Raw genomic sequence first — 26,104 nt, 5'->3', positions numbered from 1 at the left:
GAATGGTCCACAACCGACACGGGAGTTTGCGGAATGATCCAGAAGCGACGTTTATGCCACTATTCTGGTTGATCAGAGCTGTCGTAAACCATCGTTCGAATGTCGTCAGCAAGCAGGCGGCGGATCGTTGAAGGCGCTATCCTTGAAACACACCCCAAGGTAGGAGGCTGAAAAGTGGCTGTCAGTCTGTTTGAGCTGTTCAAGGCAGGCATTGGCCCGTCCAGTTCCCATACCGTCGGGCCCATGGAGGCCGCGCGCCGGTTTGCAGGTGGCCTGGACGATGAATGTCTGCTGGCTTCCGTGCATCGACTGAAGGTATCCCTGTATGGCTCTTTAGGTGCTACCGGCAAGGGGCATGGTACTGGACCGGCTGTGATGATGGGGCTGGAAGGCGAGCAACCGGCCCGGATTGATCCGGAGCAAATGCCGGGGCGGCTTGAGCGTATTCGAAGCACAGGAACACTCAGCCTCGCTGGTCAACATCAGATTCGTTTCCGCGAGAGTACCGATATCGTGTATTACCGACGGAAAGCCCTGCCAGAACACCCCAACGGCATGGTCTGTCAGGCATTTGACGAGCACGGGCAGTGCCTGTGTGAGCATACCTATTACTCGGTCGGCGGTGGTTTTGTGGTGGCGGCGAACGCCGATGGCAGCCTGGAAATCCGCGCAGACGACACGCCCTTGCCTTATCCCTTCAACAGCGGGAAAACCCTGTTGGCCCTTTGCCAGGAACACGAGCTCACCATCGCCGACATAATGTTGGCCAATGAGCAGGCCTGGCGTACAGCCGATGACATTCGAGCGGGCATTCTCGAGCTCTGGCGGGTGATGCGTGAGTGTGTGCAAAACGGTATCCGCCATGAAGGGGAGTTGCCCGGAGGCCTCAAGGTTCGGCGCAGGGCTGCGTCGCTGTATCGCTCGCTGATGGATAAAACGCGAGTGGACCTGATATCGCCGTCGTTGAGCGCGCTCGACTGGGTGAATCTCTATGCCCTCGCCGTCAATGAAGAGAACGCGGCCGGCGGTCGGATTGTGACTGCACCGACCAACGGCGCCGCCGGCATTATTCCTGCGGTGCTGCACTACTACTGGGAGTTCTGCCCCCAGGCGGATGAAGACGGCGTTGTCCGCTTTATGCTGACAGCGGCGGCAATTGGCGTTCTGTTCAAAGAAAACGCGTCCATTTCAGGGGCGGAAGTGGGTTGTCAGGGCGAAGTGGGATCGGCCTGTGCGATGGCTGCTGCCGGCCTGGCTGCAGCGACAGGCGGCTCACCAGAACAGGTTGAGAACGCGGCCGAGATTGGTATGGAGCACCATTTGGGGATGACCTGTGACCCCATTGGTGGGTTGGTGCAAATTCCCTGTATCGAGCGTAATGCCATGGCATCGGTGAAAGCCATCGACGCAGCCATTATGGCTTTGCGAGGAGACGGCAAGCATTTTGTGTCCCTCGACAAGGTGCTGCACACCATGCGGGAAACCGGTCGCGATATGCTGGACAAGTACAAGGAAACTTCAAGAGGCGGGCTGGCGGTCAACATCATCGAGTGCTGACCGCCAGTGTTGGCTGAACGACAGCGTTCAGGACTTGACCCGCTCGTTGTCCGGATCAAACAGCGCCCGGTAGCCGACGGCTTCGATACGGATGGGGTAGTGCTCCTGGAAGTATTCCAGGGTCAGTTCCCGGCCCTCCTGAGCATACTCCACGGGAATGTACCCCAGCAGGATGATCTTGCCCACTGACGGCCCCCACACCACGCTGGTGTTGCAGGAGCGGCGGCCGTGACTGTCCACCAGCACTTCTCCGGTTTGCGGGTCGAGGATCGGCCACTGGCCAACCGGGTAGCGCAATACCCCGTTGGCATCCCGATGTTCCGTCATGGTCATGGTGCACAGGTACGCGGCCTGTTGCGACCAGCTACGTTGTTCCAGGTAGGCGGCCTTGCCGTGGAAGTCTGCCTCCTTGACCTTGGGTCGCTGGAGTCCGGCTTCGTAAAGGTTGTACTCCGTTTCGAGGTCTACGTTCTGCAGCCGCAGGCTCTTCTCCAGACGGCGCGTGTTGGCGTAGGTTTCGATGCCAACCGGCGTAACGCCAGCGTCGTACAGCAGATCCCAGATTCGCAGGCCATAGCTGAACGGGAAGTAGAGCTCCCAGCCCTGTTCGCCCACATAGGATATCCGGAACGCCCACACCGGCACGCCCTGGACATTCAGTTCCCGGGCGGTGGCAAATGGGAAATTCTCTGCCGACAGCTCGTCAGGGTTGGTGACGAACTGTGCCAGCGTTTCCCGCGCCTTCGGCCCCCAAAGCCCCAGGGTGGCCAGCTCATCGGTGCGGTCCTGCAGGCGGATATTGTTCAGGCCTTTTTCCCGTGCGATGCGTTTGATCCAGCAATGGTCCCGATGGCCAGTGTCGCCGCCGCAGACCACCCGATAATCGTTGTCGCCCCGCCGGATGATGGTCAGGTCTGAGCGGATGCCGCCACGGGCATCCAGAAAGTGAGTATAAACACCCTTGCCATGAGAGATGGTGCCGCCCACCTTGGCGACGGACAGGTACTCCAGCAGAGTTTCGGCGTCGTCACCGGAGATGTCGAAAATAGCGAAGTGGGAAAGGTTGATCATGCCCACCGATTCGCTCATTTCCAGTTGCTCGGCGTTGGACACTTCCCAGAAATGCCGGGCGTCCCATTCATGTTCCCGTACTGGAATGCGGTCGCGGTATTTCGCCAGCAAAGTGGACTCGTTGGCGGCGTAGCCGTGAGCCCGCTCCCAGCCGGCGGCTTCCATGAAGTAGGCACCCAGCTCGACTTCCCGCAGATAGAAGGGGCTGGTTCGCATCCTGCGACCGGTCATGTAGGGCTCGCGGGGATGCACCGCCGGGGTGTAGATTTTCTTGGCGGTTTCGTAGCAGCGGTTGTACACGTAGTCCGGGGTTTTCTGTAGCGGATAGTGGCGGGCGATGTCGATGCTGTGGGGGTCCATTTCCGGAGAGCCATGGGTCATCCAGTCCGCCAGGATTTTGCCTGCACCGGGGCCGTCCTTGACCCAGACCGCTTCACAGAACCAGAGGTTGCGCACTTCCGGGGATTCCCCCATCAGTGATCCGCCGTCGGGTGTGACCGACAGCAGGCCGTTGAAGGAGTGCTTTTCCTCCCAGCCCAGTTCGCCGAGGATCGGCGTCATTTCGATGGCTTTCTCATAGGCATCCATGACCTGATCCAGCGTCAGGTCTCTCATGGATGGCGACATCCGTGCCTCGCCGGGCTCGGAAATGGCCCCGGGGTAGACCAGTCGAGGATCTTCCGCTTCGTAATAGCCCCACTCAATGCGGCCACCCTCAGTGGTGGTAGGGTCGCCAGTATCCCGCACGTAGGCGGAGTTGCCCTGGTCGCGGAACAAGGGATAGACAATCTGCTTACCGGTGCCGGCCAATTCCTCATAGGGGCCGAAGAACAGCAGCGGGTGTTCCAGTGGCATCAGTGGCAGGGGCGAGTTCGCGGTATTGGCCATCAGGGGCCCCCAAATGCCCATGGACAGCACCACGTACTCGGTTTCGATATAGCCCTTGTGGGTTTCAACGCCCCGTACCTGGCCATCCTGTACGTCGATGCGGATGGCCGGTGTGTAGGCAAAGGCCTGCAATTTTCCGGTAGCGATCGCCTCTTCAACCAGATCGCCCGCGACACTCTGGGAGCGGGGCACCACCAATCCGGCGTCCGGGTCCCACATGGCACCCTGGATACAGTCTTCGTTCAGCAGGGGAAACAGTTCTTTCGCCTGTTGCGGTGAAATCATGCTGACGTTGGTGCCGAACGCCTTGCCGGAACCGACCTTGCGGCGCAGTTCGTCCATGCGCTCGTCGTCATCAACGCGGGCCACTTCCATGCCACCGCATTTCACATAGTTGCCGCGTTTCTCATAGAACGCCTGGCTGTACTTGGTGGTATAGATGTTCAGCTTGTCGTGGGAGGTAGTGAAACAGAAGTCCGAGGCATGGGAGGTAGAGCCGATGTCCGAGGGAATGGCGGATTTTTCCAGCCCGACGATGTCATCCCAGCCCTGTTCGATCAGGTGGTGGGCGACCGATGAGCCAACGATACCGCCCTGGCCAATGATGACGACTTTTGCACGTTTCGGTAGTTGTGCCATCTCGATCCCCCTTTACCCACAATGGCAGCCGCGTGCGCGGCCTTGATTCAATGTGGCCCGGATCGGTCACGGGTGGTAAATCCAATACGACATCAAGTCGTCCAAAAACGGCAGGGATGCTCGCGTAGCGTTCAGGCCAGTTCGCAGGCCTCCGTAATCACCCGGTTTCGGCCAGCGGCCTTGGCGCGGTATAGCATGGCGTCGGCCCGGCTGATGGCATCCTCGATGCCCTGTCCAGGCAGGTACTCGGCAATACCGACGGTGGCAGTCACGGAGACACCCGCGATGGGTGCCCTTTCAATGGCGCGGCGGCAGCGTTGTGCGGCGTGGCGGGCGCTGCGAAGGTCCACGCCCGGTGTGGCGACGAGGAATTCGTCTCCGCCCCAGCGAGCGGCGAGGTCCACTTCACGAACGGTTTTGGAAAGGATAGCGGCAAATTCGCGAATCACCGCATCACCAACTTCGTGGCCGTAGTCATCGTTGATGCTCTTGAATTCGTCAATATCAATCAGAATGATGGTCAGAGGGCGCTGGTATCGGTCTGCCTGGGCGGCTTCGGCAGACAGGAAACGGTCAGCACCCCGGCGGTTTGCCAGGCCGCATAGCGGATCTGTGTTCGCCCAATGGTGCAGGGTCTCGGCTCGCGCAAAGGCACTCCAGGAGCGTTCACGCAGCAGCGTTCCGGCGCTGGTAAGCACCAACAGAACGGTGAGGAACAGATGGATGCGCAGCAGGTATACCCAGTTTTGACAGTGATCGCCTGCTGCCAGGAAGCATTGAGAGACTTCCTGAGTGGTCAGCGCGCCCGAAAACAGCAAGGTCGCGACACCTGTCACCATGCCGCCCCGAAAACCAAGCGCAATAAAACCGCCAACGATCATGATACCCACTGCCCAGTAGTGCCCGCCCGTGAGCAAAAGAAGGTGTTCGCCGAGCGGGTCGCCAACCGCAAAATGCCATGCGAGGCGGCTGAGTATCATCGTACCGACCACGGCAACGAGGGTGATTTCCATGGTTCTGAGCTGCAAGGATCGGCGCCAGAATGCGAAGCCAAGAATGGTGAGAATGACAGAAAAAACAGGGTAGGCGATGGTAATGAACGGGTCGCCCTGTTCCCGGAAGGCCCAACTGAGCATCATGATAGCCACGGTCAGGGCCAAAACGCCAAGATAGGTGCGCCGCCGGTAGGTCTCAAGGCGGTTAAGTTCTATTTTGACGGCTTGGAGATGATTTCCGGGTGCTGGGTCCATAGCGTTTGTAATTCCGTTTATCGCGGGCGCGCTTGGGGCGCCGACATAACCACAGAAGATTGTAGATATTTGCTACAGATATTATCGTGCATTCCGTGCGCGAGTCCACGTTTGCCAACCGATGTTGTCTGGCGGGATCATGGGGACCTGGCAATTTGATAGAGTAGACAGTCGTCATGGGCAACGTTTATCAGATTCTCGCCGATACCGTCCTGACCATTCATCTGCTGGTGGTGGCCTTCGTTCTGTTCGGGTTGGTTCTGGTGCTGGCGGGCAACGGCCTGGGTTGGCGCTGGGTGAACAATTTGTGGTTCCGGCTGGCTCACCTGGGTGCGATTGCCATCGTGGTTGCAGAGGCCTGGCTTGGCATTGTCTGCCCGTTGACCACACTGGAAATATGGCTGCGGTCAAAGGCCGGTATTGATGGCTATACCGGCAGCTTTATCGAGCATTGGCTGCAGCAGATTCTCTATTACGATGCGCCTGCCTGGGTATTCATTGCCGCCTATACGGTATTCGGGCTTGTGGTCGTCGCTACCTGGTGGTGGTTTCCGCCTCGCTCGCGCAGATAGGTGCCATTCTCTCTTTTCCAAGGAGATTTTTAACGTGGAGCTATCGTCTCCCGGAAGCTGGACCCTTCTTCAGGGTAGTCTCGTGTTTTTCGTGTGTGCCGCCATTATCGCGCTGGCCGGCACGCGTATCACACGGGTTGTGGACCAACTCGCTGACCGCACTGGAATAGGAGAGGCCGCTGCGGGCGCGGTGCTTCTGGGGGCATCGACATCCCTGGGTGGGTCGGTGCTGTCGGTGACTGCAGCGTGGCACGGCAACGCGGAACTGGCCGTGAGCAACGCTTTGGGTGGCATTGCTGTCCAGACGTTTTTCCTTGCGGTGGCGGATATGGTTTATCGTCGCGCCAATCTTGAGCATGCGGCTGCGTCTGTGCCGAACATGATGCAGAACGGCTTGCTGATTTGCCTTCTGGCGTTGATCCTGTTCGCGCCCCACCTGCCGGACGTGACGTTCTTCGGTGTTCATCCGGTCACACCGGTTCTTCTGGGCGCCTACATCTACGGAATTTACCTGGTGCGGGACGCATCGGAATCGCCCATGTGGCGGCCCTCAATAACCAGGGACACGCGGCAAGACGAGCCTGACGACGTTACAGCCATGCCGCCGCTGCTGCGGCTTTGGATCGAATTTCTGGCGCTGATGCTGGTGCTCGGAATTGCAGGCTGGATGCTGGAGCCGGCGGCAACGGTGATTGCAGACAGGGCTAACCTGAGCCAGACCATTGTTGGCGTGATGTTGACGGCGATCAGTACGTCAATACCCGAGTTGGTGACGTCCATAGCCGCAGTTCGCCGAGGTGCTCTGACCTTGGCTGTAAGCGGTATCATTGGCGGCAACGCGTTCGACACGCTGTTTACTGCAGCCTCCGATATCGCCTACCGGGACGGGTCGATCTACCATGCCATGCCGGAGGATTCCGTATTCTGGGCGGCGCTCACCCTCTTGATGTCCGGCGTGCTGATGATGGGATTAATCCGCCGTGAGCGCCACGGTATCGGTCAGATTGGTACAGAAAGCGTGGTTATCATGGTTCTCTATCTGCTGGGCGTGGTGTTGTTACTGGCTGGCTAGTCAAACCGTCTAGCCTGGCTGAAACGATCCCGCCAGTAGTATCCGTTGAGGGACGAGCGGGTAACGCCGATGGAGGTCGAGGAATGAATGAAGCTGTCACCACCCATGTAGATGCCAGCATGCTGGTCCTTGCCTTTGATACGGAAAAACACCAGGTCGCCAGCACGCAGCTGGTCACGCCCGACCACGTCACCGGATGCCAGCATCTGTGAGGTTGTACGGGGTAACTGACGGCCGAGGGCTTCATCGAAGGCAGTGGCGATGAAGCCAGAGCAATCGAAGCCATTGGCTGAGGTGCCACCGTAGCGATAGGGCGTGCCTTCGTAACGCTCGAATACCTGCCATAACCGATCTGCTGTCGCCGCATCCTCGGGTGTGGCGTTGTGAGGGGGCTGCCAGGTGGTGCCATTCGTTGGAGGCAGGTTCTGGTTACTGGCGCAGCCTGCGAGGCCGACGGCCATCAGGATTGCGAGCATCGGAAGCACTGGGCGCCGATTCATGGGAAAGCCTCTAATCGTTTTACATGGGCCTACTCTAAAAGGCCTGGCGCCGGTTTGTCAGGTTAAAGTTTGCTTCGATTTGTTTTCTGCAGAGGCCACTTGACGGCTCGAGGACATTTCGCGAACTATGCCTTTAGGCTTCCAGCTTCCGAGGTTTCCATGAGTCCTCCCTTTTCAGACAAGACACAGCGCCTGTACGTAAGAAACGCCACCCTTGGCGATATACCGGGAATCATCGCCCTGAGCCGCCGGGTGTACGCGGGCACAGGGATGTATGGCTACACCGCTGGCCCCCTGACAGGGCAGATCAACACCTTTCCTGAGGGCCAGTTTGTCGCCATGCTGGGTGACCGCGTGGTGGGGTATTGCGCCACGTTTCGTATTGGTGAAGACGTTGCATTGGCGCCCCATGACTGGACAGAAATTACCGGTAATGGTTATGCATCGCGCCACGACCCGGAAGGGGAGTGGCTGTACGGCATGGAGGTGTGTGTAGACCCCGACTGCCGTGGCTACCGGATTGGTGAGCGCCTGTACAACGAACGTAAAACGCTCTGCCAGGCGCTGGAATTGCAGGGCGTTGTGTTCGCGGGCAGGTTACCGACACTGGCCAAACGCCTGAAGAAGTTTGAATCGGTGGAAGAGTACGTGGAGGCGGTGAAATCGAAAAAGCAGCGGGACCCGGTACTGTCGTTCCAATTACACAACGGTTTTGAAATCCACGGCATTATTCCGCACTACCTGGATGCTGACCACGCTTCCCTGGGTTACGGTATCCACCTGACCTGGCGGAATCCCAAGGTGGCCCGCAACGGCGACAACGGCAAGCGCAAGCGATACGGCCGGCGAATGCCCGACACCGTTCGGATCGGCACGGTCCAGTACCAGCAGCGCCGGGTGGCATCGTTTGAAGAATTCAGCGACATCGTCCGGTACTTTGTGGATGTGGTGTCCACCTACAAAGGTGATTTCGTAGTGTTCCCGGAGTTGTTCACGCTGCAATTGCTGTCCATTGAAAGCCGTGAAGGGACCCCGGCGGAAGCCATCGAAGCGGTGACGGAATATGCCGAACCTTTCCGCAACCTGATGCGGGATCTGGCCCTGAGGCACAACATCAACATTATCGGTGGCTCCACGCCGGTCAAGGAAGAGGACGGCCGGGTTCGCAATGTTGCCTATGTCTTCCTGAGAGACGGACAGGTGTTCTCGCAGCCCAAGATTCACCCCACGCCGAACGAAGCCTATTGGTGGAATATCACCGGTGGCAGCCGTGTCACTGCCATTGAAACCGATTGCGGCCCCATTGGTGTCCTGGTTTGCTACGATGCGGAGTTTCCCGAGCTGACGCGTCATCTGGTGGACCAGGGCATCCAGATCCTGTTCGTGCCATTCTGTACCGATGAGCGCCAGAGTTATCTGAGGGTACGGTACTGTTGTCAGGCCCGTGCGGTGGAAAACCAGCTGTTCGTGGTCATGTCCGGCAATGTCGGCAACCTGCCCAAAGTGCCCAACATGGAGTTGCAGTACGGCCAGAGTTGCATCCTGACACCCTGTGATTTTCCCTTTGCCCGTGATGGCATCGCCGCGGATACCACGCCGAATGTGGAGACCGTCGCCTTTGCCGATCTACGGCCGGAAACACTGCTTACCGCCCGCAACAGCGGCACCGTGAAGAACCTCAAGGATCGCCGCCACGACCTGTACACGGTGAACTGGCGCGGACACTGACCCATTGATGGCTGCTTTCATGACATTACGCCGATGCCTGCTACTGCTTCTGAGCCTGATTGTCATGTTGTCGATGGCGGGAGGCCTGTACGCCCTTGTGGCGTGGGAGACCTGGCGGAAGGCCAACGGCATCAGCAACCTTGAATGGCGATGGGGTGACGTCTCGCTGGCGGGCCTGCGGCTGGACCGATTGTCTGCGACCCAGAGCCGGGAAGGGCAGCGCTATCACCTGGTGGGGAAGCAACTGTCGCTGGCCTGGCGCTGGCACTGGTATGGCCCCATGCCCGAGGCCATTGTGATCGAACAACTGGCACTGACTCTGCCGCAAGGTGTCCATGCCGAGGGCGATCTGACAATCTCAAGGCCCCTGGAACCCGGTGAACGGCTACTCACCACCAACGCCATGAAGATCGAAGGGCGTCTGGCTGAACGGGGCCTTGCTGGCTGGACCATAGGTGAGGGCCGGATAAACCTGACGGTCAGCGGTACAGCCAGCGAGCGGTCTGCAACACTGACCCTCGGTGAACAAAGCCGCGTCGAGTTCGACGATATTGCCGCGCCGGGCAAGGATTCCCGGTTGGATGGCCTGTGGGTCAACCTGGCCGGTGTGACTCTGGTCGGGGAGTATCAGCTTGCCCTCATGGCATTGGAGCGTCTTGCGGTCGAGGGGCCGTTTGAGGCGACCGTCGCCACCATTCACCACCCCCAGTTGCTTCCCCAGCCCTGGCGATTCGATGGGCAGCTGGACGGCACCCTCAGCGAATTGAAGATCGACGGCAGGCTTTCGTCGGACGCCGGCGTCGATGCTGACATGGACATGAACTATCCGTTCGAAGGGATACCGGCGCTTGAGGTGAGCATGAACGCTGCCGGAGCAAGTGGCGGTCGCGCGCTGGCGGATACGTTCACCGCGTGGCCAGCGGCGCTCGAGGTGAGTGACGGCCGCGTCGAGACGGCCCTGAGTGCGCGCTTCCCATCCCAGGGCTTCCGCGTTCAGGGAGATCTTGTTTTCGATAATCTTGATGGATTGTACGACCGGACGGCCTGGACCGGTCTCGACGGCAGGGTGAATCTGAACCTGGACAATGACCACGTAAATGTTCGGACCTCCGACCTGGTATTGGATGCCCTCAATCCTGGCATCGCCTTGCGCGATGCCCGGGTCGCCGGCCTCTATCGCTCGCCGCGGGATCAGATTGCCAACGGTACCCTGGTTCTGGACCAGGCCTCTTCCGAACTTCTGGGTGGTGAGGTTCGGGTCACACCCGGAGAATGGCAACTCGCTGACATGCCGCTGCGGATTTCCCTTGAACTCAGCGGCATTGAGCTGGCGAAACTGATGCAGGTATACCCCGCCGAGGGGTTGGCGGGCAGTGGTTTGCTTCAGGGCGCCATTCCGGTCCGGGTTGGTCCGGAGGGTGTGAGCATTGATGCCGGGCAGGTCCAGGCGGTGGCCCCTGGCGGCACGCTAAAACTGCCAGCCGATCGATTGAAGGGGATGGCCCAGGGTAACCAGGCGATGGCACTGGTGGTTCAGGCCATGGAAAACTTTCACTACTCGGTTCTCAACAGCACGATAGACTACGCTCAGGATGGTACCCTTATGCTGGGATTGCGGTTGGAAGGCAGCAGCCCTGAAGTACGAGATGGTCATCCCATTGTCCTGAATATCAATCTGGAAGAGGACATTCCAGCGTTGCTGACCAGCCTGCAACTGAGTGGCCGGGTCAATGAAGCCGTGACAGAAAAAGTGCGCAACCTGATACGGGAGCGGGACGCGCAACGTCAATCCACCGGGGCGGGAAACAATCAGGAGTAAGGAATATGGTCGCATTTGGGCCGGGCGGTTTGTCCGGAAAAGGTGGTTACACGCTGGTGCTGCTGGCACTGACCCTGGGTATGGCAGCCTGCACGCCTACGGTCAGAATGGAGGCGCCCAAGGAGCCCATCACCGTGAACCTGAACGTCAAGATCCAGCATGAAATCTACGTGAAGGTGGATGAAGAGGTGGATGAACTCTTCGGCGAGAAGGGGTTGTTCTGATGGTCAATTCTGAATCCAGGGAGTCACTCATGAAACGGTTTTCCAAACTCGGTGCGTTTTTCCTCGTGCTTTGCCTGGCACTACCTGCCGCGGCCATGGGGCTGCAAGAGGCCAAAAACCAGCTGGATACCGCCAAACAGCAAGGGCTGGTAGGAGAAACCCCAACGGGTTATCTGGACGTGGTCAAGGCAAGCGGAAACGCCCAGGGAATTGTCGACGCCATCAACCAGGCACGTCGGGATGAATACGCCCGCATTGCGGAGAAACACGATATTCCTGTCACCCAGGTGGAAACGGTGGCTGGCCAGAAAGCACTGGAAAGAACACCATCGGGGCAGTACATCCTGAAGGATGGCCAGTGGGTTAAAAAATAGATGGGCCGATTCCAGGAAATCGGTACAGCGACGATTCCCGGTAACGGGACCCGGTTGCGACTGCTGCAACGCAATGATGAGTTCTCTATCAAGATTGCCGGTACCACCGGTGAGCTGATGAACAGCCGCCTGCATGGCTCGGAGGACGCGCTGGCCACGCTCGCCTGCGAGCGTATCGGCGGCGTGGCTGGGCCCCGGGTATTGATTGGTGGGCTGGGCATGGGGTTCACGTTGGCTGCGGCGTTGTCGGCTCTGGCAGAGGATGCCAGGGTAACCGTGGCGGAGCTCGTACCCGAGGTCGAGGACTGGAACCGGGGACCGCTGGGCGCTGCCGCCGGGTATCCACTGAACGATGCTCGTGCCAGTGTTCATGTGGGCGATGTGGCGGAGTTGCTGAGAGAAGGCGATGGCAACTGGGATGCCATCCTGCTGGATGTGGACAACGGCCCGGAAGGGCTCACCCGCAAGGAGAATAACTGGATTTACTCCCCGGACGGTATTGCAGCTGCCCAGAAGTCCCTTAGCCCCGACGGCGTACTGGCCTATTGGTCCGCCGGCCCGGAGCATGCATTCACCGAAAGGCTGCGCCGCGCGGGCTTCTCCGTAGAGCCGGTTACGGTCAGGGCTTTGCGACCGGGCAAGGGCGCACGCCACGTGATCTGGCTGGCCTGGTAGAGCGGGCCCTCCGAGGGCCTTATTGCTGGATGGTCATTCGAAATACAGGTATGTGTGTTGTATGTTTGTGGATAGAGGGGCGATGCTCCACAGCAAACGCCCCATCCATTCGCTGAAAGACTCAGGAGGTATTGTCATGAAACCCTCAATGAGTTTGACCGGTGAGCACGAAAGCCACAAAGTGGCTGCCGTTTTCGAGACAGAGTCAGATGCCAATGGAACGGCAAAAGCATTGTGCAACGAGACCAGCCTGACCAATGATCAGGTATCCGTGTTGAGCCCCGCGGACCGGCGCCAGGGAAAAGAACTTGAACCTGAAGACCAGGGTATCTGGCAGACGCTTGTGCGTTCCCATGTGGGCCTAAGTGTCGGCGGTGCCGTGTCGGGTTTTGTCGTCTATGTGATACTGAATGCCCTTGGCATTGGCTTTATTTCGCAGAATACGGTGGTTTCAGCGTCTGCGCTCACCGCGCTTGGTTTGATGCTCGGGCTATTGCTCGCAGGGGGCATAACAATCCGCCCGGACCATACACCTTATCTGATGAAGGCACAGTCAGCATTGCGCAAGGGCCATTACGTATTGGCCATTCATGCAGAAAGCACACAACAGATTCAGGAAGCAAAGTCGCTTCTGCGCGCCCGGAATGTTAAAACAGTGCAGACCTTGTGATGTAACCGACCGGGATTCTGTGTATGGAAGATCTGAAGCGTTCGCGGGTAACTATTGTCGCCGTCAGCGCCGTTGTTCTGTTTTTTCTCACCAACTATCTGGCGCGCTTCCTGTTCGGGTTGACAGGGGTGGTGGTTTCCGTGGTGATCGCAGCATTGATTGCGGCCTACATCGGCTGGTCGGTGGCCCGGGTATTGAAACGGGTGCCGACCAGTGAAGAGCGCGGGCGCGTGCTGTGGGCCTATGGCGGCTTTCTCGGCGCACTGTTCGTGGCCTGGGGTGCCTATGTGGGCCTGTCTGCCGGGCTGGATTCCTCGGGAGTACTGTTCCTGCTTAGTCACTACCTGCCGTACCCGGCGCTAGCCCACCTGATGTTGTCAGACCGTATGGCAGCCCGGTTCGTGGGGAAGGCCGGTTAGTCGTCGCCGGCCTCGGCATCCCTCAGGCGTTCCAGGCGTTCGCGCTCTTCCTCTTTCGCGGCATCAATAACCGCCATCAGCTCGTCCACATCCGCGCTTTCCGTGTCGTGCTCGAAACACCCGGTCAGCCGGCTGTCGGGGTGCAGGTCGCCGGACTCATAGAGCGCCCAGATTTCCTTGCCATAATCCGTGTTCAACAGTTCAGGGGCGAAGCGGCCAAAATAACGGCGCATGTTGTCCACGTCCCGTTCCAGCATTCTTTCCGCGCTGTTGTTGCCAGAAGCATTAACCGCCTGCGGCAGGTCGATGATGACCGGGCCAGTGGCATCGACCAGTACATTGAACTCTGACAGGTCGCCATGGATCAGGCCGGCGCTGAGCATGCGCACCACGTCAGCAATGACTTTGCTGTGATAATCCCGGGCCTGCTCCGGCGTGAGTGTGACATCGTCCAGCCGTGGCGCTGCTTTGCCGTCTTCGTCGGCAATCATCTCCATCAGCAGCACGCCATCCACGAACCCAAACGGTTCCGGTACTCGCACGCCAGCGCCTGCCAAACGATAAAGGGCGTCCACCTCGGCGTTCAGCCAAGCGTCTTCCTGTTCCTTTTGCCCGTAGCGGGTTTTCTTGCCCATGGCGCGGGCGCGACGGCTGTTACGAACCTTACGGCCTTCCTGGTATTGAACGGCCTGTTTGAAGCTACGTTTCTGAGCCTCCTTGTACACCTTGGCGCAGCGAACACTGTCACCGCAGCGCACTACGAACACCTGGGCCTCCTTGCCGCTCATCAACTGGTAGAGCACTTCGTCCACCATGCCGTCATCGACAAGGGGCTGCAATCGTTTGGGTATCTTCATAGATCCTTTCGGTCGGCTGGTTGGGCCTGGCGGGTCATCGGATGTCGACCGGCGTGTATGGGGGCATCTTACCTGAAATTGGTAAAAGACCCCTCATATTCGCGGATTTAGTGCGTGGCTTCGCTGGGGGGCTTCTGGTCCATGTTCCTGGCGAGGATCTTGTCGGCATCCAGGGAGGCGATGGGTATCTGGGTGTCGCGGGGAATATCGCCGCTGAGTTGCAGGGCGACGTATCGCATGGCACAGACCCGCAGAAAGGAGGTGAAGTTGCCCAGGTCATGCCCGGCATCGATGGATTCGTGATAAAGCCTGGTGATCATCTGGGGCAGGTTCATGCCGTCCCGGGCGGCGATTTCTGTGAGTGCGTTCCAGAACGCGTTCTCCATGCGAATACTGGTGACCATGCCGTCGATGCGCAGGGAATGGGTGCGGCTGATCCAGAGTTCGGAATCCGCGTGGACGAAGAGTTTACACATGGTGTGGTCCTCGTGAATCCGGGGCTGCATTGGCAGCCCCGTTTCCGTCACTTGTCCAGCAGTTTGAAAAACTGTGCCAGCCACTGCGGATGCGCTGGCCATGCCGGTGCTGTCACCAGATTACCATCGGTGACCGCGGCGTCAACGTCGATGGCGGCGAAGCGGCCTCCCGCCAGCTCCACTTCCGGTTGGCACGCCGGGTAGGCAGAGCATTCGCGGCCTTCGAGCACACCGGCCGCGGCCAGCAGTTGTGCGCCGTGACAAATGGCCGCCACCGGTTTTTCGGTTTCAAAGAAGTGGCGGACCAGTTTCTTGACGTCGTCGTTCAGGCGTAGGTATTCCGGGGCGCGACCACCGGGTACGACAAGCGCGTCATAATCCGCGGGGTTGAGTCCGGCGAAATCGGCGTTCAGGGCGAAACGATGGCCCGGCTTTTCGGTGTAGGTCTGGTCGCCTTCGAAGTCGTGGATGGCCGTGGCCACGGTGTCTCCTGACTTTTTGTCAGGGCAGACCGCATGCACCGTGTGGCCAACGGCCTGAAGTGCCTGAAAGGGCACCATGGTTTCGTAGTCCTCGGTGAAATCACCTGTGATCATCAGTATTTTTTTACCGTTCATACCCGTCTCCTTGTGCTTGTTGGTGGTAGCCTGAATACAGTATCAGCGGGCGAATCGCAGCGGGTATTAGGGGAATACTACAGTGTTATGTTATAACACTATGTTCTGCCGACCTTTTCAATGAACGACACGGGCGATCTATGACTTCACCAATACCCACCAATCTGGTGCTCGGCTTTCTGGGCGTGGGAAAGACCACCGCCATACTGGACCTGCTGAAAAAAAAGCCGGAAGGGGAGGTGTGGGCGGTTCTGGTGAATGAGTTTGGCGAAGTGGGCATTGATGGCGCCTTGCTGGAAACCGAAGGTGCTTTCGTGCGGGAAGTGCCAGGAGGCTGCATGTGTTGCGTGGCCGGGTTACCGATGCAAATCGGACTCAACCAGTTGATTCATAAAGCCCGCCCAGACCGGTTGCTGATTGAACCCACGGGCCTTGGGCATCCCTCCCAGATTATTGAAACCCTGACGGGAGAGCATTATCAGGATGTGCTTCAACTGGGCCCCGTGCTTTGCCTGGTCGACCCGAGAAGGCTTGAGGAGCAAAAGGTTCTGGAAAACGTACAGTTTCAGGATCAGGTTGCGGCAGCTGATATTGTGATCGCCAATAAAACTGACCTTTGCACACCGGAGCAGGTTGACCGGTTTGATCATTGGGTGGCCGAGCTGCAGCCGGAAAAGACGGCTGTTTTCCACACCCGGAAAGGCCGGTTGGAATCCGCCTGGCTCGACGGGGAGACCGCGCTCTCCGAGGTCAGTACGCCCCACGCGCATCATCACCATGCCTCTTCGGAAGCCTCGCCGGTTCCCGATATCCAGGACGAACCGTGGCAGCGGGTCAGCAACCGTGGGCAGGGGCATTTCAGCGTGGGCTGGCGTGTCCATCCAGACACGGTCTTTTCAGAAACCGCTCTGCTGGCATTATCGCTCGATAGCCGTTTTGTCCGGTTCAAGGCTGTGGCTCAAACCAGTGATGGCTGGCGGACGATCAATATGGCGGACGGCGCGCTGTCGGTATCTGAGTGCGAACCACGAGAACTGTCCCGTCTCGAAGTCATTAGCGAGCAAAGCCTGGACGTTGATGAGCTGGATGCCAGCCTGCGTGAATCTATCGAGAAAACGGGCCTGTCATGCTGAAAATTTCCAATGCGGTGGAACTGGGGGACTGGGAGATCGAGCTTACCCAGATCCGGGCCCAGGGCGCCGGTGGCCAAAACGTCAACAAGGTAGCCTCCGCCGTTCACCTGCGCTTCGACGTCCTCAACTCCAGTTTGCCACCGTTCTATAAAGAGCGGTTGATGCGACTGTCCGATCAGCGCATTAGCAAGGAAGGTGTGATTGTCATCAAGGCGCAGAAATTTCGCACCCTGGAGCTGAACAAGGAAGACGCCCTTGAACGCCTGAAAGCCTTGATTCAGGACGCGGTAAAGCAGCAGAAAGCCCGCCGACCCACGCGCCCCACCAAGGGATCACAGCGACGGCGCGTGGACAAAAAGACCCGCAAGGGGAAAACCAAGGCCTTGCGGGGGAAGGTCCCGTTGTAAGTATCGGGCGTGTTCAGTACAGCAAAAAGGTTGCATAGCCGGCACTGATTGCCATGCCTATTACCACCGCCAGGAAGACAGCCACGAGCGGCCAGCGGAACAGAGACTTCAACAGGATCAGTTCTGTCAGGCTGGCGCCTGCACTGCCAATGATCAAAGCCATCACCGCGCCAGCGCTGACACCTTTACCCAATAGGGCCGCTGCCAATGGGATGACCGCCTCGGCACGGATGTAGAGGGGCGCGCCAATAACCGCTGCAATCGGTATGGCAAAGGGGTTGTCGTCGCCTGTATACGCAGCGAGCAGGTCTGCTGGAACAAAACCGTAGATAACACTTCCGACCGCGATACCCACTATCAGGTATGGCAGCACCTTTCTGAAATCCGACCAGGTTTCGTTCCATAAACCGTTGAATTTCCCGGCACGGATATCCCCGAGAAGTGATTCGTAGTAGGACACGACGGGAATAGCGTACCCCTGGCTGCTGTATGTAATGGAACTGCTTGCCCCGGAGCTGCCGCCGGAACAGGAGGGTTCCGTATTCGTGGACCCGGCGTTGCCGGATGCCGCTGAGCAACCACCCTTAACGGTATCGACGTTGAGCAGATATCGCTCGAATCCCAGGCGTTGCAGTACCCATCCGGCAATAACGGAGACCAGCAGGCCGAAGGTAACGAAAATACCGGTTAGCTTCAGGCCAAACGTGACGGACAGCAGCACCACGATGACCGGATTCAATAAGGGGGACGCGAAGAGGAAAACCATCATCGGCCCAAACCCGGCACGGGCACGGATAAGCCCTTTCAGTAAGGGAATTGTGGAACAGCTGCAGAAGGGGGTGATCGCTCCCAGCAGAGCGGCATACAAATAGCTTTTGCCGCGCCGGGCGCTGAGCGCGGCTGCGATCTTCTCTTGCGGCACATAACGTTGCAGCACTCCAACGAGATAGCTGATCAATAGGAACAGGGCTGATAATTCCAGGGCGAGAAAAGCGAACATCCCCAGGGTGTCTTGCATTTCCTGTGACATGGTAACCTCTATATTTCTAGATATATGGAAATATAAATCTAAATTGCGCTTGGCTTTGCTGTCAAGTAAGTTTCTAGAATTATCGAATTAAGAGTGATGGCTATGACAAATGAAGAAGCGGCTATGTGTCTCGCAGAGCTTGGAAATACTCACAGGCTGTCGATTTTCAGGTATCTGGTGAAGGCGGGCCACGACGGCGCGTCCGTCGGCGATGTGCAGCGCCAGCTTGGAATTCCCGGGTCAACTCTTTCTCACCATCTGTCGCGCATGGCCAACGCGGGTCTTATCAAGCAGGTGAAGCACAGCCGTGTTATTACCTGCTTGCCAAATTTCGAACTACTGGAAGCACTGACCGGGTTTCTCAAGGAGGAGTGCTGTGTGGGACATGAATCGGAAAAACCTGCTACAGAGAGCGGAAAGCAGCCTTGATAACGTCTATTTCTCGGGAGCGTCGCTATCGAGCAATCTCGCGCCGGGGCCTTCATCGCCAAGCTCGTCCCAGGGATTGCGTAGCCGGCAGGCGTCGATGGACAGGCAGCCGCAGCCGATGCAGCTTGTGAGTTGATCCCGAAGTCCGACCAGTAACTCTATGCGGTGATTCAGATCGGACTTCCATTGCTCGGAGAGCCGCTGCCAGTCTTGGGATGTCACGGTGCGGTCGGTTGGCAGGGTTGCCAGGGTTTCGCCGATCTCCGACAACGGAATGCCAAGCCGTTGCGCTACTTTGATAACGGCGATCCGACGCAACACGCCCCGATGGAAACGTCGCTGGTTTCCGGCATTGCGCCAGCTGTCGATCAGTCCTTTCTTCTCATAGAAGTGTATGGCTGAGACTGCGACTCCACTGCGCTCAGCAACCTCGCCGACGCTCAGAGCGGTTTTAATTTCTCCGTTTTCTATGCTCACCATAGCCAACTCCAATCGCTGGACTTGTTGACCTCAAGTTTACTTCAGGTTTTAAGCTGCTGTCGAACCTGGCTTGGTGGTGTCGCCCATCGAGAACGCGTTGAAACGGCTGGGGTAGACTACTCGTCCACAACCGTTTCAAATCCGCCATAAATGAGGCGTTTCCCATCGAAGGGCATGGGATTTACATCCGCCTGGATACGGGGGTCTTCCATCACTTTTGGCATGCCCCTGTTCCGGGCCTCGCGTGAGGGCCAGAGTATCCAGGAAAACACCACCGTCTCATCGGGCTTGCACTTCACCGCCATGGGGAACGATGTGACCTCGCCGTCGGGCACATCGTCACCCCAGCATTCCACCAGTTTGAGGGCGCCGTGATCCTTGAACACCACGGCCGCATCGCTGGCGTGTTTGATGTATTGCTCTTTGTTGGCGGTGGGGACCGCCGCTACAAATCCGTCGACATACGTCATGTTGAATCTCCTGGTATCAGTCCTTGGGAGGAAGTTCGCGCGCGGGCCTGACTTCAATGCTGCCAAAGCGCGCAGGGGGGATACGGCTCGCGAGTTGCAGAGCCTCGTTCAGGTCGTTGGCATCCAGCAGGTAGAAGCCCGCCAGTTGTTCCTTGGTTTCGGCAAACGGGCCGTCTGAGATCAGCACCTCGTCGTCCCTGACTCTCACCGTTGTAGCCGTGTCGATGGGCTGCAGAGGTTGGCCGGTTACAAACTTGCCCTGACTGGTGAGCTTCTCCACGCCGGCAATACACTCCTGGTTGAGGTCGTGCCACTCCTGTTCCGTCATGTTGTTGATGATGCTTTCCTGGTAGTACACCAGAGCCACGTACTTCATGTGAATCTCCCTTTTTGCGTGTGGTTATCTGTATGTCGTACGGAAGGTGGCTGAATCGACAGCCCGGGAAAATTTTTTATCACGCGCTGTCGAGAGCCGTCAGCCGTCGGCTCAGGTAGCGTTGTTCCGGCCCCTGTTGCGTGAGGGTCAATGCTCTCTGATAAGCAGTGCGGGCGCCTGCGAGGTCGCCTGAACGGCGAAAGAGATCGGCGCGTGCGGCGTGATAGAGGTAGTAACTCTGGATGGCTTTGTGGCCGGCCAACTGGTCGAGCAGCTTCAGGCCTTCCTCCGGTGTGTCTCGCATGGCCACCGCCACGGCGTGGTTCAGGGCAATGACCGGGGATGGCTGACGTTGATAGAGAGCCTGATATAGCCTGGCGATACGGGCCCAGTCGGTATCCGAAGCGGTGGCGGCCTTGGCGTGGGCGGCGGCGATGGAAGCCTGAAGGGTATAGGGTGCCGCTGGTGTCAGTTCCAGGGCTCGGGCGAGCCAGGCCAGTCCGGAGCGAATCTGCTCCTGGTCCCAGAGGGTACGGTTCTGGTCCTCCAGGGTTATCAGTTCGCCATTCGCGTCCTGGCGCGCATGCTGCCGTGAATCGTGCAGGAGCAACAGCGCCAACAGGCCGAAGACTTCCCCATCCGGCAACAGTTCGGCCAGTAGTTTGGCCAGGCGAATGGCCTCGCCAGCGAGGCTGATGTTGACGACGGTGTTGCCTTCGCTGGAGGAATAACCCTCGTTGAAGATCAGGTAGACGACCTTCAGGACGCTCTGCAGGCGCTGAGGGAGCTCCTTTCGTTCCGGAACTTCGTAGGGAATATTCGCTTCACGTATCTTGCGCTTGGCGCGGACAATTCGTTGCGCTGTGGTGGTGGGTTTCTGCAGCAGGGCGCTGGCGACCTGTTCGGTGGTAAGGCTGCATATCTCGCGCAACGTCAGTGCCAGTTGGGCCTCGATGGCAAGGCTTGGGTGGCAACAGGTGAAAATCAGCCGCAGCAGGTCGTCATCAATGTGGTCGGTGTCCGGCTCTGGGGTGTAGGGCTCGTCCTCGGCGACGCGGGAAAGGTTATCCCGGGCGGTCTGTCGCCGGCGAATGTGGTCAATGCCGCGTCGATGGCCGGTTTTGATCAGCCAAGCCGCAGGATTGTCAGGAATGCCCTGTTCAGGCCACTGTTTCACCGCAGCGGCGAAGGCCTCCTGCATGGACTCCTCGGCCAAGTCAAAGTCGCCAAGCAGGCGAATGAGCGTGGCCTGCACCCGGCGTGACTCGGTTTGGTAAAGCGCGTTGATACGGCTGGCTATGGTCATAGTCGCTACACCTGGTCCCTTGCGGCGATTTTCTGTTTGTTTTGATAACAGTAATCATTGTTTTATCGTGTAATCAAGTGAATGCGATGCAACAAATGGAGAGGGCTATGACCGCATCAGAAGATCGGCTTCGGGTATTTTATGATGGCGCCTGTCCAAGCTGTGTGAGGGATCGCAAATTTTATGAACGGCTGGCGGGCCGAACCGGTGACGCTGTCGAGTGGGTTGATATCACCGGTCGTGACGAAGAGTTGAAACAGCTGGGTATTGACCCGGTTGCAGCACTTCAGGAACTGCATGTTGAAGATGGCCGGGGCAACATTCATCGGGAACTGGATGCCTACATTTTGCTGATGTTGCGGGTGTGGTTGCTGAAGCCACTGGCATGGCTGATTGGCTTACCGGTGATTCGCCCGGCACTCGCAAAGCTTTATCACCGCTGGGTGGGTGAACGGCTGGAGAGGACCGGTCGACTGCCAAAATAACCCGCGAGAATCGACGAATGTCGTGAAGCAGGCTAGGGTTCAATTAAGACATTCCTGGAAGTGACCGGAGCCTGCCAATGCAAATAGCGTATCGCGCCCGAGATCTGGCCGAAGCCCATATCGTCGCCGGCCTCCTGCAGTCCAGAGGCATCGAGTGTCATGTTGGCGGTCATTACCTGCAAGGGGCCATGGGCGAGATAGGTGCCGCGGGATTTACCAATGTCCATGTCGAGGATGAAGATTACGTCCTGGCTCGTACCCTGGTCGCTGAATACGAATCGGCAAATGCCCCGGAGAGTGCGTCTGCCCATGGAGAGGATCGGGCCAACCGTTACGCCACCTGGTTTCTGCTGTTCCTGGCGGTCGTGATGGTGGTGCTCTTTGGCGCGTTGTAGCGACCGGTCGGAGATTGGGGGCTCCCCGGGCTTGCGCCCGGAGAGCGATGCCGGGTGTCAGTGCCCGTACACCCGCATGGAGGTGTTGCGGATAGCAAGATCATCCAATCCCACCGAACCAATGGAGGTGCCTCCCACCAGCACCTGGCCGATGGACATATCGGCTTCAAAGGTGTTGATGTCGATCGCCAGGCTGTCGGTACCCGCCGCATTTGCATCCTTGTAGATGTCCATGTCCACCAGTGTGAACAGTGGCAGAAGTGAAGGGTTGTCCGGATCGTAACCAGCGCCGGTAATCCGCATGTCACGAATCCCCACTGCCATGAAGGGCACATCCAGTTCCAGCTCATCGATGGCGAACCGGGTGGTCAGGTTGAGGGTGTCCGTGTCGGTATCCACGGTTGCCTGGGCCTGGAGTATAAGACCCTCCGCAGAGAAGTTGTCCGCCAACAACGTGCTCTCGCCGCCGTTGCCCCGCAGTTCCCAGGCGCCGGTACGTACGGCGAAGTCCACGGGCCGTGCGGTGATGGGGAATACGTTGATAATGGCATCGCCATCGTCGGCGACATCCAGTTCAATTTTGATGTTGTCGATCAGATCCGTACTGCTGGTGCCGAAAATGGCATCGCGCCCGGAGGTGAATTCCTCGAACATGTCGATGCGATCCGCACCGCCAATGAAGATGTCGCTGATGCCCAGCGTGCCTTCATCGGTGTAGGTGAACTCGTCCATGGTGACCTGGGTTTCGAGTTCAATGGTAACGCCGGCCTGGCCGGTAATCTGGCCCATGTCGGCGTCGTGCAGTGGTTTGAGTTCGGCATACCCGCTCAGGGGTAGGCCCGCGATGGCTAACACTAACGCTGATTGCTTCAGGCTTTTCATTGTTATCATCCTTCCTGGTGTTGTTATGGTGGTTTGCCGGCACCCGAAAGTGCGGCTACCGGCAAACCGGGAGGCCTCTGGGGGCCTCCCTTACTTCCCTCAGAGGTTCGGGGTCAATGTCAGATCAATGCCATTGTCCGGACCGGCGAGGAACTGGTTGAGAACGTCGGTCAGCGGACCGCAGTTCTGCAGGGGAGGCAGTGTGTAGTTGCCAGTCACATCGCCGCCCTCGGACAGCGAGAAGTTGGTGCCTTCTACCGAAGCCAGCTCGATGTTGACCGGATCCGCCGTGCGGCAATCCTTGCCACCACCTACCGGAATTTCCAGGCCGAACAGGCGTACGGTTACCTTCGGTACTTCCACATACAGCGAGGAGTTGGCCGTCAGGTTGCCGTCTATCAGCGTGCCCGTTGTCATGTCAGCCTGTTCGAACGTCACTTTCGCGTTGGCCGTCAAGCTCTTGAACAGCAGCGGGATCTTGAATTGTCCTTGGGTGGGGTCAAGCGCAAGATCTGCTTCGAACATACCGGTTGCCAGCTCCAGTTGCGTTGCAATGCTGCCTGAGAGAGGCAGAGAGCTTCCGGAAGCGTTGATGTCGGTCTGTCCTTCCAGATCCAGAAGCACCTCGAGCACGTCGTCGCTGCCATCGTTACCCTGACCACTCAGGGCCACGGAGACGTCCGGGGTTTCAGGGTCGTCAGAGGCAATGTTGAGCGTCGCACTGCGTCCACCGGCGGCAGACGGCATGAAGCTGATTTCAACGGTACAGCTTCCATCCTGTGCCACGGTTGTGCAGTCGTTGGTTTGGGTGAAATCGCTGCTGTTGGTACCGGCGATCTCAATGGCGTTGATCATCAGCGATGCGTTGCCTTCGTTGGCAATGGTGACCTGTGCGGTGGCAGTTTCACCGAGCATCACCGAGCCAAAGCTGACGTCAGCAGGCGTAACGCTGATTTCCGGAACGGGCGCGAGCACGCTGGTACCTGTCAGCGGTACGTCCACCACAGGGTTCTCGGCGTCGCCGGATTCAATGCTCAGAGTAGCGCTCTGGTCACCTTCGCCATCGGGGATATAGGTGACGTTGACGTCGCAGCTTTCGCCGGCAGCAACAGTGGTACAGCTGTTGGTCTGGGTGAACGCTGCTGCGTCCGCACCACCAAGGCTGATGTTGTTAATGCCAAGTTCTGCCTGGCCGGTGTTGGAAATGGTAACCACCTCTTCCGCGGTGGTGCCGGCCTGCACGTTGCCGAAGTCGATGTTTTCCGGGCTGACCGCGATACGGGGTTCAAACTGCTCGTCGGGAACCACCTGCACGGTCTGCAGAATGTTGTCCTGGCCGGCGTTCTGAACACACTCGGAGGTAAATTCGCCGATGGGCGCAGGCGCAATATCGCCGTTCTCAACACGGGCGATCATGTCGAGTGTAAGGCCACCGATGCTAATGACCGCCTCGCCAACATCATCCTCGGTGAAGGTGATGGCCGGGGAAGTGCCCTGAGCCGGAACGGTAAATTCGCCGGTTTCATCGGGAATGGGCGACTGGGGAATGGTCAGCGGTACCGTCAGGTCAATCTCACGGCTCGGCGTGACAACAATGGTTTCATTGGTGGCGGTGCCTTCAATGGTGGCGGAACCCACCAGCTTGAGGCCCAGCCTGGAATCTTCATTCACCGTTGTCAGGGCATCCACCGTGAACTCTGGTGTGGGTTGCCCCACGGTTGCCTGGGTGGGTACATCGGCACTGATTTGCGCTCGAATGGGCTGTTCGCCAATCAACGGGAACGGGCAGGTGAATTCCAGTTCCAGTGACACCGGTTCGGCAAAGGCATTGCCACCACCGGTCATAAGCGCCGCGGCTGCTATCGCAGTACCGAGCGTGCGGACGCTTTTGTTGGGATTCCTGAGTTTCATGAGTTCGTCCTCTAGGGTTTCAATCTTTGTTGTGTGGGTATGCAGAAATCACCGATGAGGACTGCTGTATCGGTCTTGCAATGTGTCCCTTTATGACTGCGCGGAGGTTACTATCTCCACGCAGTGCCATTAGGCCGTCGCCGAGCGGTTCGGGTCATTGCTAAGGCCGGCAAGGTTTTTGTTCAAAGCGGAGAGAGAGCCGGGGAAATTCCAATTTCGTGACGCCCTTCAAATCCCGAAAATCATTCAGTGCGGGCTATCAGGAGCGAGAGCACTTTGAGGATGAGAGCTATTTACGGTCGCGGGCCTGCCGGCGGACATCACCGGGCGTCTGGCCCGTCCAGGAGCGGTAGGCTTTGGTAAAACCGGCCTGGTCGCTGAACCCCAGCTTCTCAGCAATGGAATCGAGTGGGATGACTGTATCGGTGAGGTACAGAGTGGCAAAGTTCTGACGTATCTCGTTTCTGAGCACTCTGAATGAGGTGCCTGCGGTCGACAGGTGCTGTCGCAGGGTGCGGGGACTCATGTCGAGCCGACGTGCAAGATTGTCCATGGTGCAGGGGCGGCCCGGTTGGCTCATGATCATCTCCCGCACCTGCATGACGGTTTCATCGGCCTGTTCTGACGGTTCCCGCTCTCGTGAGCGGGCGTTGGCCAGGATGAATTCCAGGCCGGTATCGTCGTTGCGAACAGGTCGGCCGGACAAAGGCATGGTGACCTGGCTCGCCGGAGCGTTGAAGCGAAATTCGCAGTCGGCAGCAATGCTGCGCCACTGCTCGGGTTCCAGGGACGAGTCGAAATCGAACTCAAAACAGAAGTGATTGCACACCTGGGATGAAATTCGATGGATGCTGCCCATATATATTTTGGTGAGGCAGGGGCGTAAGTCGCCAAGGCCCCAATTGTCGATCAGTTGTATCCTGAAAGTGGATCCAGTTGAACTGAGGTCCATGTCCATCAGCGGCAGGCCCACGCGCAAGTACTGTACAATCATGCTGATCAGTCGCCGGGGGTTTTCCTGGCCGAGCACGGCGAAGCCAAGTAATCCGTGGGCCGGGAGGTCCAGTTGCTGGCCGAACTGGAAGGCCGCCCTCTCGTCGCCCATCAGCCACTCCGCCTTGCCCAGCAGTTGCCGGACCTGCCCCATGGAAAGACTCGCATCGGGATCGTCCAGCATATCGCTGGAAATGTCGGTATCTCCAAGGATGGCGTGGCGCCGAACGCCCTTGCGCTCCATAAACCGAATAAACTGTCGGGCGTAGCGTGCCGAGATCAGCGGCACTTCGAGCGCCATCGGGCTGGACGTTTCCACCGTTCGTTCCATGAGAGGTAGCCTTATTGAACTGGAACTGTCGCGTTCAGCGCACAGTTGTTTACTCTGTCTTGGCCCAG

At 58.4% G+C, this 26,104-nt stretch carries 29 protein-coding genes; 15 read left to right on the top strand and 14 right to left on the bottom strand.

From position 1 onward, the window contains the following. Positions 1–174: 174 nt before the first annotated feature. The gene (locus JJO78_RS05650; protein WP_127400815.1) at positions 175–1,557 is read left to right on the top strand and encodes an L-serine ammonia-lyase; all 1,383 of its coding nucleotides are present in this window, start codon (positions 175–177) and stop codon (positions 1,555–1,557) included. Between the two features lie 27 nt (positions 1,558–1,584). Here the strand turns inward: JJO78_RS05650 and JJO78_RS05645 are convergent, their stop codons facing one another. Continuing rightward, the gene (locus JJO78_RS05645; protein WP_127400816.1) at positions 1,585–4,155 is read right to left on the bottom strand and encodes a GcvT family protein; all 2,571 of its coding nucleotides are present in this window, start codon (positions 4,153–4,155) and stop codon (positions 1,585–1,587) included. A 131-nt stretch (positions 4,156–4,286) separates the two neighbouring features. Continuing rightward, on the bottom strand, positions 4,287–5,405 hold the full coding sequence (locus tag JJO78_RS05640) for a GGDEF domain-containing protein (RefSeq protein ID WP_051946617.1): 1,119 nt from the start codon (positions 5,403–5,405) through the stop codon (positions 4,287–4,289). Between the two features lie 176 nt (positions 5,406–5,581). On the opposite strand from JJO78_RS05640, the gene JJO78_RS05635 reads away from it, so the two are divergent. Both JJO78_RS05635 and JJO78_RS05630 read left to right on the top strand, forming a co-directional pair. Then, a complete protein-coding gene (locus tag JJO78_RS05635) occupies positions 5,582–5,977 on the top strand; it encodes a DUF2784 domain-containing protein (RefSeq protein WP_036204458.1) in 396 nt (131 codons plus the stop codon). A gap of 34 nt (positions 5,978–6,011) precedes the next feature. Then, positions 6,012–7,049, top strand: coding sequence for a sodium:calcium antiporter (locus JJO78_RS05630; protein ID WP_036204460.1), 1,038 nt, complete (start codon positions 6,012–6,014; stop codon positions 7,047–7,049). On the opposite strand, the gene JJO78_RS05625 is transcribed toward JJO78_RS05630, so the two are convergent. Further along, a complete protein-coding gene (locus JJO78_RS05625) occupies positions 7,046–7,549 on the bottom strand; it encodes a C40 family peptidase (RefSeq protein WP_036204461.1) in 504 nt (167 codons plus the stop codon). The two genes, JJO78_RS05630 and JJO78_RS05625, sit on opposite strands and share 4 nt — an antisense overlap. Positions 7,550–7,708: 159 nt before the next feature. Here JJO78_RS05625 and JJO78_RS05620 point away from each other — a divergent pair, with 159 nt between their 5' ends. From JJO78_RS05620 to JJO78_RS05590, 7 genes are all read left to right on the top strand, one after another. Next, on the top strand, positions 7,709–9,277 hold the full coding sequence (locus JJO78_RS05620) for a bifunctional GNAT family N-acetyltransferase/carbon-nitrogen hydrolase family protein (RefSeq protein ID WP_036204463.1): 1,569 nt from the start codon (positions 7,709–7,711) through the stop codon (positions 9,275–9,277). A 19-nt stretch (positions 9,278–9,296) separates the two neighbouring features. Next, entirely contained in the window at positions 9,297–11,096 is a 1,800-nt protein-coding gene (locus JJO78_RS05615) for a YdbH domain-containing protein (RefSeq protein ID WP_185906432.1), read from the top strand. 5 nt (positions 11,097–11,101) lie between these two features. After that, complete coding sequence (locus tag JJO78_RS05610; RefSeq protein ID WP_075195878.1) at positions 11,102–11,320, top strand: YnbE family lipoprotein; 219 nt, start codon at positions 11,102–11,104, stop codon at positions 11,318–11,320. Between the two features lie 29 nt (positions 11,321–11,349). Beyond that, positions 11,350–11,694, top strand: a complete 345-nt coding sequence (locus tag JJO78_RS05605) for a YdbL family protein (protein ID WP_091641902.1) — start codon at positions 11,350–11,352, stop codon at positions 11,692–11,694. Next, positions 11,695–12,369, top strand: a complete 675-nt coding sequence (locus JJO78_RS05600; protein WP_075195877.1) for a hypothetical protein — start codon at positions 11,695–11,697, stop codon at positions 12,367–12,369. Between the two features lie 136 nt (positions 12,370–12,505). Further along, positions 12,506–13,039, top strand: coding sequence for a hypothetical protein (locus JJO78_RS05595; protein ID WP_041335843.1), 534 nt, complete (start codon positions 12,506–12,508; stop codon positions 13,037–13,039). A gap of 23 nt (positions 13,040–13,062) precedes the next feature. Then, positions 13,063–13,458 (top strand): hypothetical protein, encoded by a 396-nt coding sequence (locus JJO78_RS05590; protein WP_085681383.1) that lies wholly within the window; start codon positions 13,063–13,065, stop codon positions 13,456–13,458. Here JJO78_RS05590 and JJO78_RS05585 read toward each other — a convergent pair. The 3 genes from JJO78_RS05585 to JJO78_RS05575 form a co-directional block, all read right to left on the bottom strand. Beyond that, a complete protein-coding gene (locus JJO78_RS05585; RefSeq protein ID WP_036204471.1) occupies positions 13,455–14,315 on the bottom strand; it encodes a PA4780 family RIO1-like protein kinase in 861 nt (286 codons plus the stop codon). The two genes, JJO78_RS05590 and JJO78_RS05585, sit on opposite strands and share 4 nt — an antisense overlap. Positions 14,316–14,422: 107 nt before the next feature. Then, complete coding sequence (locus tag JJO78_RS05580) at positions 14,423–14,791, bottom strand: ribbon-helix-helix domain-containing protein (RefSeq protein WP_036205757.1); 369 nt, start codon at positions 14,789–14,791, stop codon at positions 14,423–14,425. Positions 14,792–14,838: 47 nt separating this feature from the next. Beyond that, a complete protein-coding gene (locus JJO78_RS05575) occupies positions 14,839–15,408 on the bottom strand; it encodes a DJ-1/PfpI family protein (RefSeq protein WP_041335849.1) in 570 nt (189 codons plus the stop codon). Positions 15,409–15,548: 140 nt separating this feature from the next. On the opposite strand from JJO78_RS05575, the gene JJO78_RS05570 reads away from it, so the two are divergent. Continuing rightward, positions 15,549–16,541 (top strand): CobW family GTP-binding protein, encoded by a 993-nt coding sequence (locus tag JJO78_RS05570; protein WP_127400818.1) that lies wholly within the window; start codon positions 15,549–15,551, stop codon positions 16,539–16,541. Next, on the top strand, positions 16,535–16,948 hold the full coding sequence (arfB, locus tag JJO78_RS05565; RefSeq protein ID WP_075195873.1) for an alternative ribosome rescue aminoacyl-tRNA hydrolase ArfB: 414 nt from the start codon (positions 16,535–16,537) through the stop codon (positions 16,946–16,948). The genes JJO78_RS05570 and arfB overlap by 7 nt, the downstream gene beginning before the upstream one ends. 13 nt (positions 16,949–16,961) lie before the next feature. Here the strand turns inward: arfB and JJO78_RS05560 are convergent, their stop codons facing one another. Then, complete coding sequence (locus JJO78_RS05560; RefSeq protein WP_126810421.1) at positions 16,962–17,978, bottom strand: permease; 1,017 nt, start codon at positions 17,976–17,978, stop codon at positions 16,962–16,964. 102 nt (positions 17,979–18,080) lie between these two features. On the opposite strand from JJO78_RS05560, the gene JJO78_RS05555 reads away from it, so the two are divergent. Beyond that, positions 18,081–18,407 (top strand): ArsR/SmtB family transcription factor, encoded by a 327-nt coding sequence (locus tag JJO78_RS05555; protein ID WP_036204480.1) that lies wholly within the window; start codon positions 18,081–18,083, stop codon positions 18,405–18,407. Positions 18,408–18,413: 6 nt separating this feature from the next. Here the strand turns inward: JJO78_RS05555 and soxR are convergent, their stop codons facing one another. The 4 genes from soxR to JJO78_RS05535 all read right to left on the bottom strand — a co-directional run bounded on the left by soxR (position 18,414) and on the right by JJO78_RS05535 (position 21,039). Beyond that, complete coding sequence (gene soxR / locus JJO78_RS05550) at positions 18,414–18,887, bottom strand: redox-sensitive transcriptional activator SoxR (protein ID WP_051946623.1); 474 nt, start codon at positions 18,885–18,887, stop codon at positions 18,414–18,416. 116 nt (positions 18,888–19,003) lie between these two features. Beyond that, positions 19,004–19,357 carry a DUF1428 domain-containing protein gene (locus JJO78_RS05545; protein WP_036204482.1) on the bottom strand — a complete coding sequence of 118 codons (354 nt, stop codon included), beginning with the start codon at positions 19,355–19,357 and terminating at the stop codon, positions 19,004–19,006. A 16-nt stretch (positions 19,358–19,373) separates the two neighbouring features. Then, positions 19,374–19,733 carry a YciI family protein gene (locus JJO78_RS05540; RefSeq protein ID WP_007151921.1) on the bottom strand — a complete coding sequence of 120 codons (360 nt, stop codon included), beginning with the start codon at positions 19,731–19,733 and terminating at the stop codon, positions 19,374–19,376. Positions 19,734–19,812: 79 nt separating this feature from the next. Further along, a complete protein-coding gene (locus JJO78_RS05535) occupies positions 19,813–21,039 on the bottom strand; it encodes an RNA polymerase sigma factor (RefSeq protein ID WP_273623063.1) in 1,227 nt (408 codons plus the stop codon). Between the two features lie 107 nt (positions 21,040–21,146). On the opposite strand from JJO78_RS05535, the gene JJO78_RS05530 reads away from it, so the two are divergent. Continuing rightward, on the top strand, positions 21,147–21,524 hold the full coding sequence (locus JJO78_RS05530) for a thiol-disulfide oxidoreductase DCC family protein (RefSeq protein WP_075195868.1): 378 nt from the start codon (positions 21,147–21,149) through the stop codon (positions 21,522–21,524). 77 nt (positions 21,525–21,601) lie between these two features. Next, positions 21,602–21,919: a putative signal transducing protein gene (locus tag JJO78_RS05525; RefSeq protein ID WP_036204490.1), complete on the top strand. Its 318-nt coding sequence runs from the start codon at positions 21,602–21,604 to the stop codon at positions 21,917–21,919. Positions 21,920–21,976: 57 nt separating this feature from the next. Here the strand turns inward: JJO78_RS05525 and JJO78_RS05520 are convergent, their stop codons facing one another. The 3 genes from JJO78_RS05520 to JJO78_RS05510 all read right to left on the bottom strand — a co-directional run bounded on the left by JJO78_RS05520 (position 21,977) and on the right by JJO78_RS05510 (position 26,036). Next, positions 21,977–22,801: a DUF6160 family protein gene (locus JJO78_RS05520; protein ID WP_007151916.1), complete on the bottom strand. Its 825-nt coding sequence runs from the start codon at positions 22,799–22,801 to the stop codon at positions 21,977–21,979. 99 nt (positions 22,802–22,900) lie between these two features. Further along, a complete protein-coding gene (locus JJO78_RS05515) occupies positions 22,901–24,712 on the bottom strand; it encodes a choice-of-anchor D domain-containing protein (protein WP_127400820.1) in 1,812 nt (603 codons plus the stop codon). Between the two features lie 289 nt (positions 24,713–25,001). Continuing rightward, positions 25,002–26,036 (bottom strand): AraC family transcriptional regulator, encoded by a 1,035-nt coding sequence (locus tag JJO78_RS05510; RefSeq protein WP_174447640.1) that lies wholly within the window; start codon positions 26,034–26,036, stop codon positions 25,002–25,004. Between the last annotated feature and the right edge of the window lie 68 nt (positions 26,037–26,104).

The organism is Marinobacter sp. DS40M6 (assembly GCF_028581595.1).
GTDB lineage: Bacteria > Pseudomonadota > Gammaproteobacteria > Pseudomonadales > Oleiphilaceae > Marinobacter > Marinobacter salarius.
Note: the sequence above shows the minus strand (reverse complement) of the source record. Positions and strands in the feature narration are given on the sequence as shown.

Bases quoted from the DNA above. Each gene is read 5' to 3' on its own strand.
- JJO78_RS05640 (WP_051946617.1), bottom strand. From the start codon at position 5,405: ATGGACCCAGCACCCGGAAATCATCTCCAAGCCGTCAAAATAGAACTT.
- JJO78_RS05615 (WP_185906432.1), top strand. From the start codon at position 9,297: ATGACATTACGCCGATGCCTGCTACTGCTTCTGAGCCTGATTGTCATG.
- JJO78_RS05605 (WP_091641902.1), top strand. From the start codon at position 11,350: ATGAAACGGTTTTCCAAACTCGGTGCGTTTTTCCTCGTGCTTTGCCTG.
- JJO78_RS05535 (WP_273623063.1), bottom strand. From the start codon at position 21,039: ATGACCATAGCCAGCCGTATCAACGCGCTTTACCAAACCGAGTCACGC.
- JJO78_RS05635 (WP_036204458.1), top strand. From the start codon at position 5,582: ATGGGCAACGTTTATCAGATTCTCGCCGATACCGTCCTGACCATTCAT.
- JJO78_RS05585 (WP_036204471.1), bottom strand. From the start codon at position 14,315: ATGAAGATACCCAAACGATTGCAGCCCCTTGTCGATGACGGCATGGTG.
- JJO78_RS05625 (WP_036204461.1), bottom strand. From the start codon at position 7,549: ATGAATCGGCGCCCAGTGCTTCCGATGCTCGCAATCCTGATGGCCGTC.
- JJO78_RS05540 (WP_007151921.1), bottom strand. From the start codon at position 19,733: ATGAAGTACGTGGCTCTGGTGTACTACCAGGAAAGCATCATCAACAAC.
- JJO78_RS05545 (WP_036204482.1), bottom strand. From the start codon at position 19,357: ATGACGTATGTCGACGGATTTGTAGCGGCGGTCCCCACCGCCAACAAA.
- JJO78_RS05530 (WP_075195868.1), top strand. From the start codon at position 21,147: ATGACCGCATCAGAAGATCGGCTTCGGGTATTTTATGATGGCGCCTGT.
- JJO78_RS05555 (WP_036204480.1), top strand. From the start codon at position 18,081: ATGACAAATGAAGAAGCGGCTATGTGTCTCGCAGAGCTTGGAAATACT.
- JJO78_RS05560 (WP_126810421.1), bottom strand. From the start codon at position 17,978: ATGTCACAGGAAATGCAAGACACCCTGGGGATGTTCGCTTTTCTCGCC.
- JJO78_RS05610 (WP_075195878.1), top strand. From the start codon at position 11,102: ATGGTCGCATTTGGGCCGGGCGGTTTGTCCGGAAAAGGTGGTTACACG.
- arfB (WP_075195873.1), top strand. From the start codon at position 16,535: ATGCTGAAAATTTCCAATGCGGTGGAACTGGGGGACTGGGAGATCGAG.
- JJO78_RS05520 (WP_007151916.1), bottom strand. From the start codon at position 22,801: ATGAAAAGCCTGAAGCAATCAGCGTTAGTGTTAGCCATCGCGGGCCTA.
- JJO78_RS05620 (WP_036204463.1), top strand. From the start codon at position 7,709: ATGAGTCCTCCCTTTTCAGACAAGACACAGCGCCTGTACGTAAGAAAC.
- JJO78_RS05645 (WP_127400816.1), bottom strand. From the start codon at position 4,155: ATGGCACAACTACCGAAACGTGCAAAAGTCGTCATCATTGGCCAGGGC.
- JJO78_RS05515 (WP_127400820.1), bottom strand. From the start codon at position 24,712: ATGAAACTCAGGAATCCCAACAAAAGCGTCCGCACGCTCGGTACTGCG.
- JJO78_RS05510 (WP_174447640.1), bottom strand. From the start codon at position 26,036: ATGGAACGAACGGTGGAAACGTCCAGCCCGATGGCGCTCGAAGTGCCG.
- JJO78_RS05570 (WP_127400818.1), top strand. From the start codon at position 15,549: ATGACTTCACCAATACCCACCAATCTGGTGCTCGGCTTTCTGGGCGTG.
- JJO78_RS05590 (WP_085681383.1), top strand. From the start codon at position 13,063: ATGGAAGATCTGAAGCGTTCGCGGGTAACTATTGTCGCCGTCAGCGCC.
- JJO78_RS05600 (WP_075195877.1), top strand. From the start codon at position 11,695: ATGGGCCGATTCCAGGAAATCGGTACAGCGACGATTCCCGGTAACGGG.
- JJO78_RS05595 (WP_041335843.1), top strand. From the start codon at position 12,506: ATGAAACCCTCAATGAGTTTGACCGGTGAGCACGAAAGCCACAAAGTG.
- JJO78_RS05575 (WP_041335849.1), bottom strand. From the start codon at position 15,408: ATGAACGGTAAAAAAATACTGATGATCACAGGTGATTTCACCGAGGAC.
- JJO78_RS05580 (WP_036205757.1), bottom strand. From the start codon at position 14,791: ATGTGTAAACTCTTCGTCCACGCGGATTCCGAACTCTGGATCAGCCGC.
- JJO78_RS05525 (WP_036204490.1), top strand. From the start codon at position 21,602: ATGCAAATAGCGTATCGCGCCCGAGATCTGGCCGAAGCCCATATCGTC.
- soxR (WP_051946623.1), bottom strand. From the start codon at position 18,887: ATGGTGAGCATAGAAAACGGAGAAATTAAAACCGCTCTGAGCGTCGGC.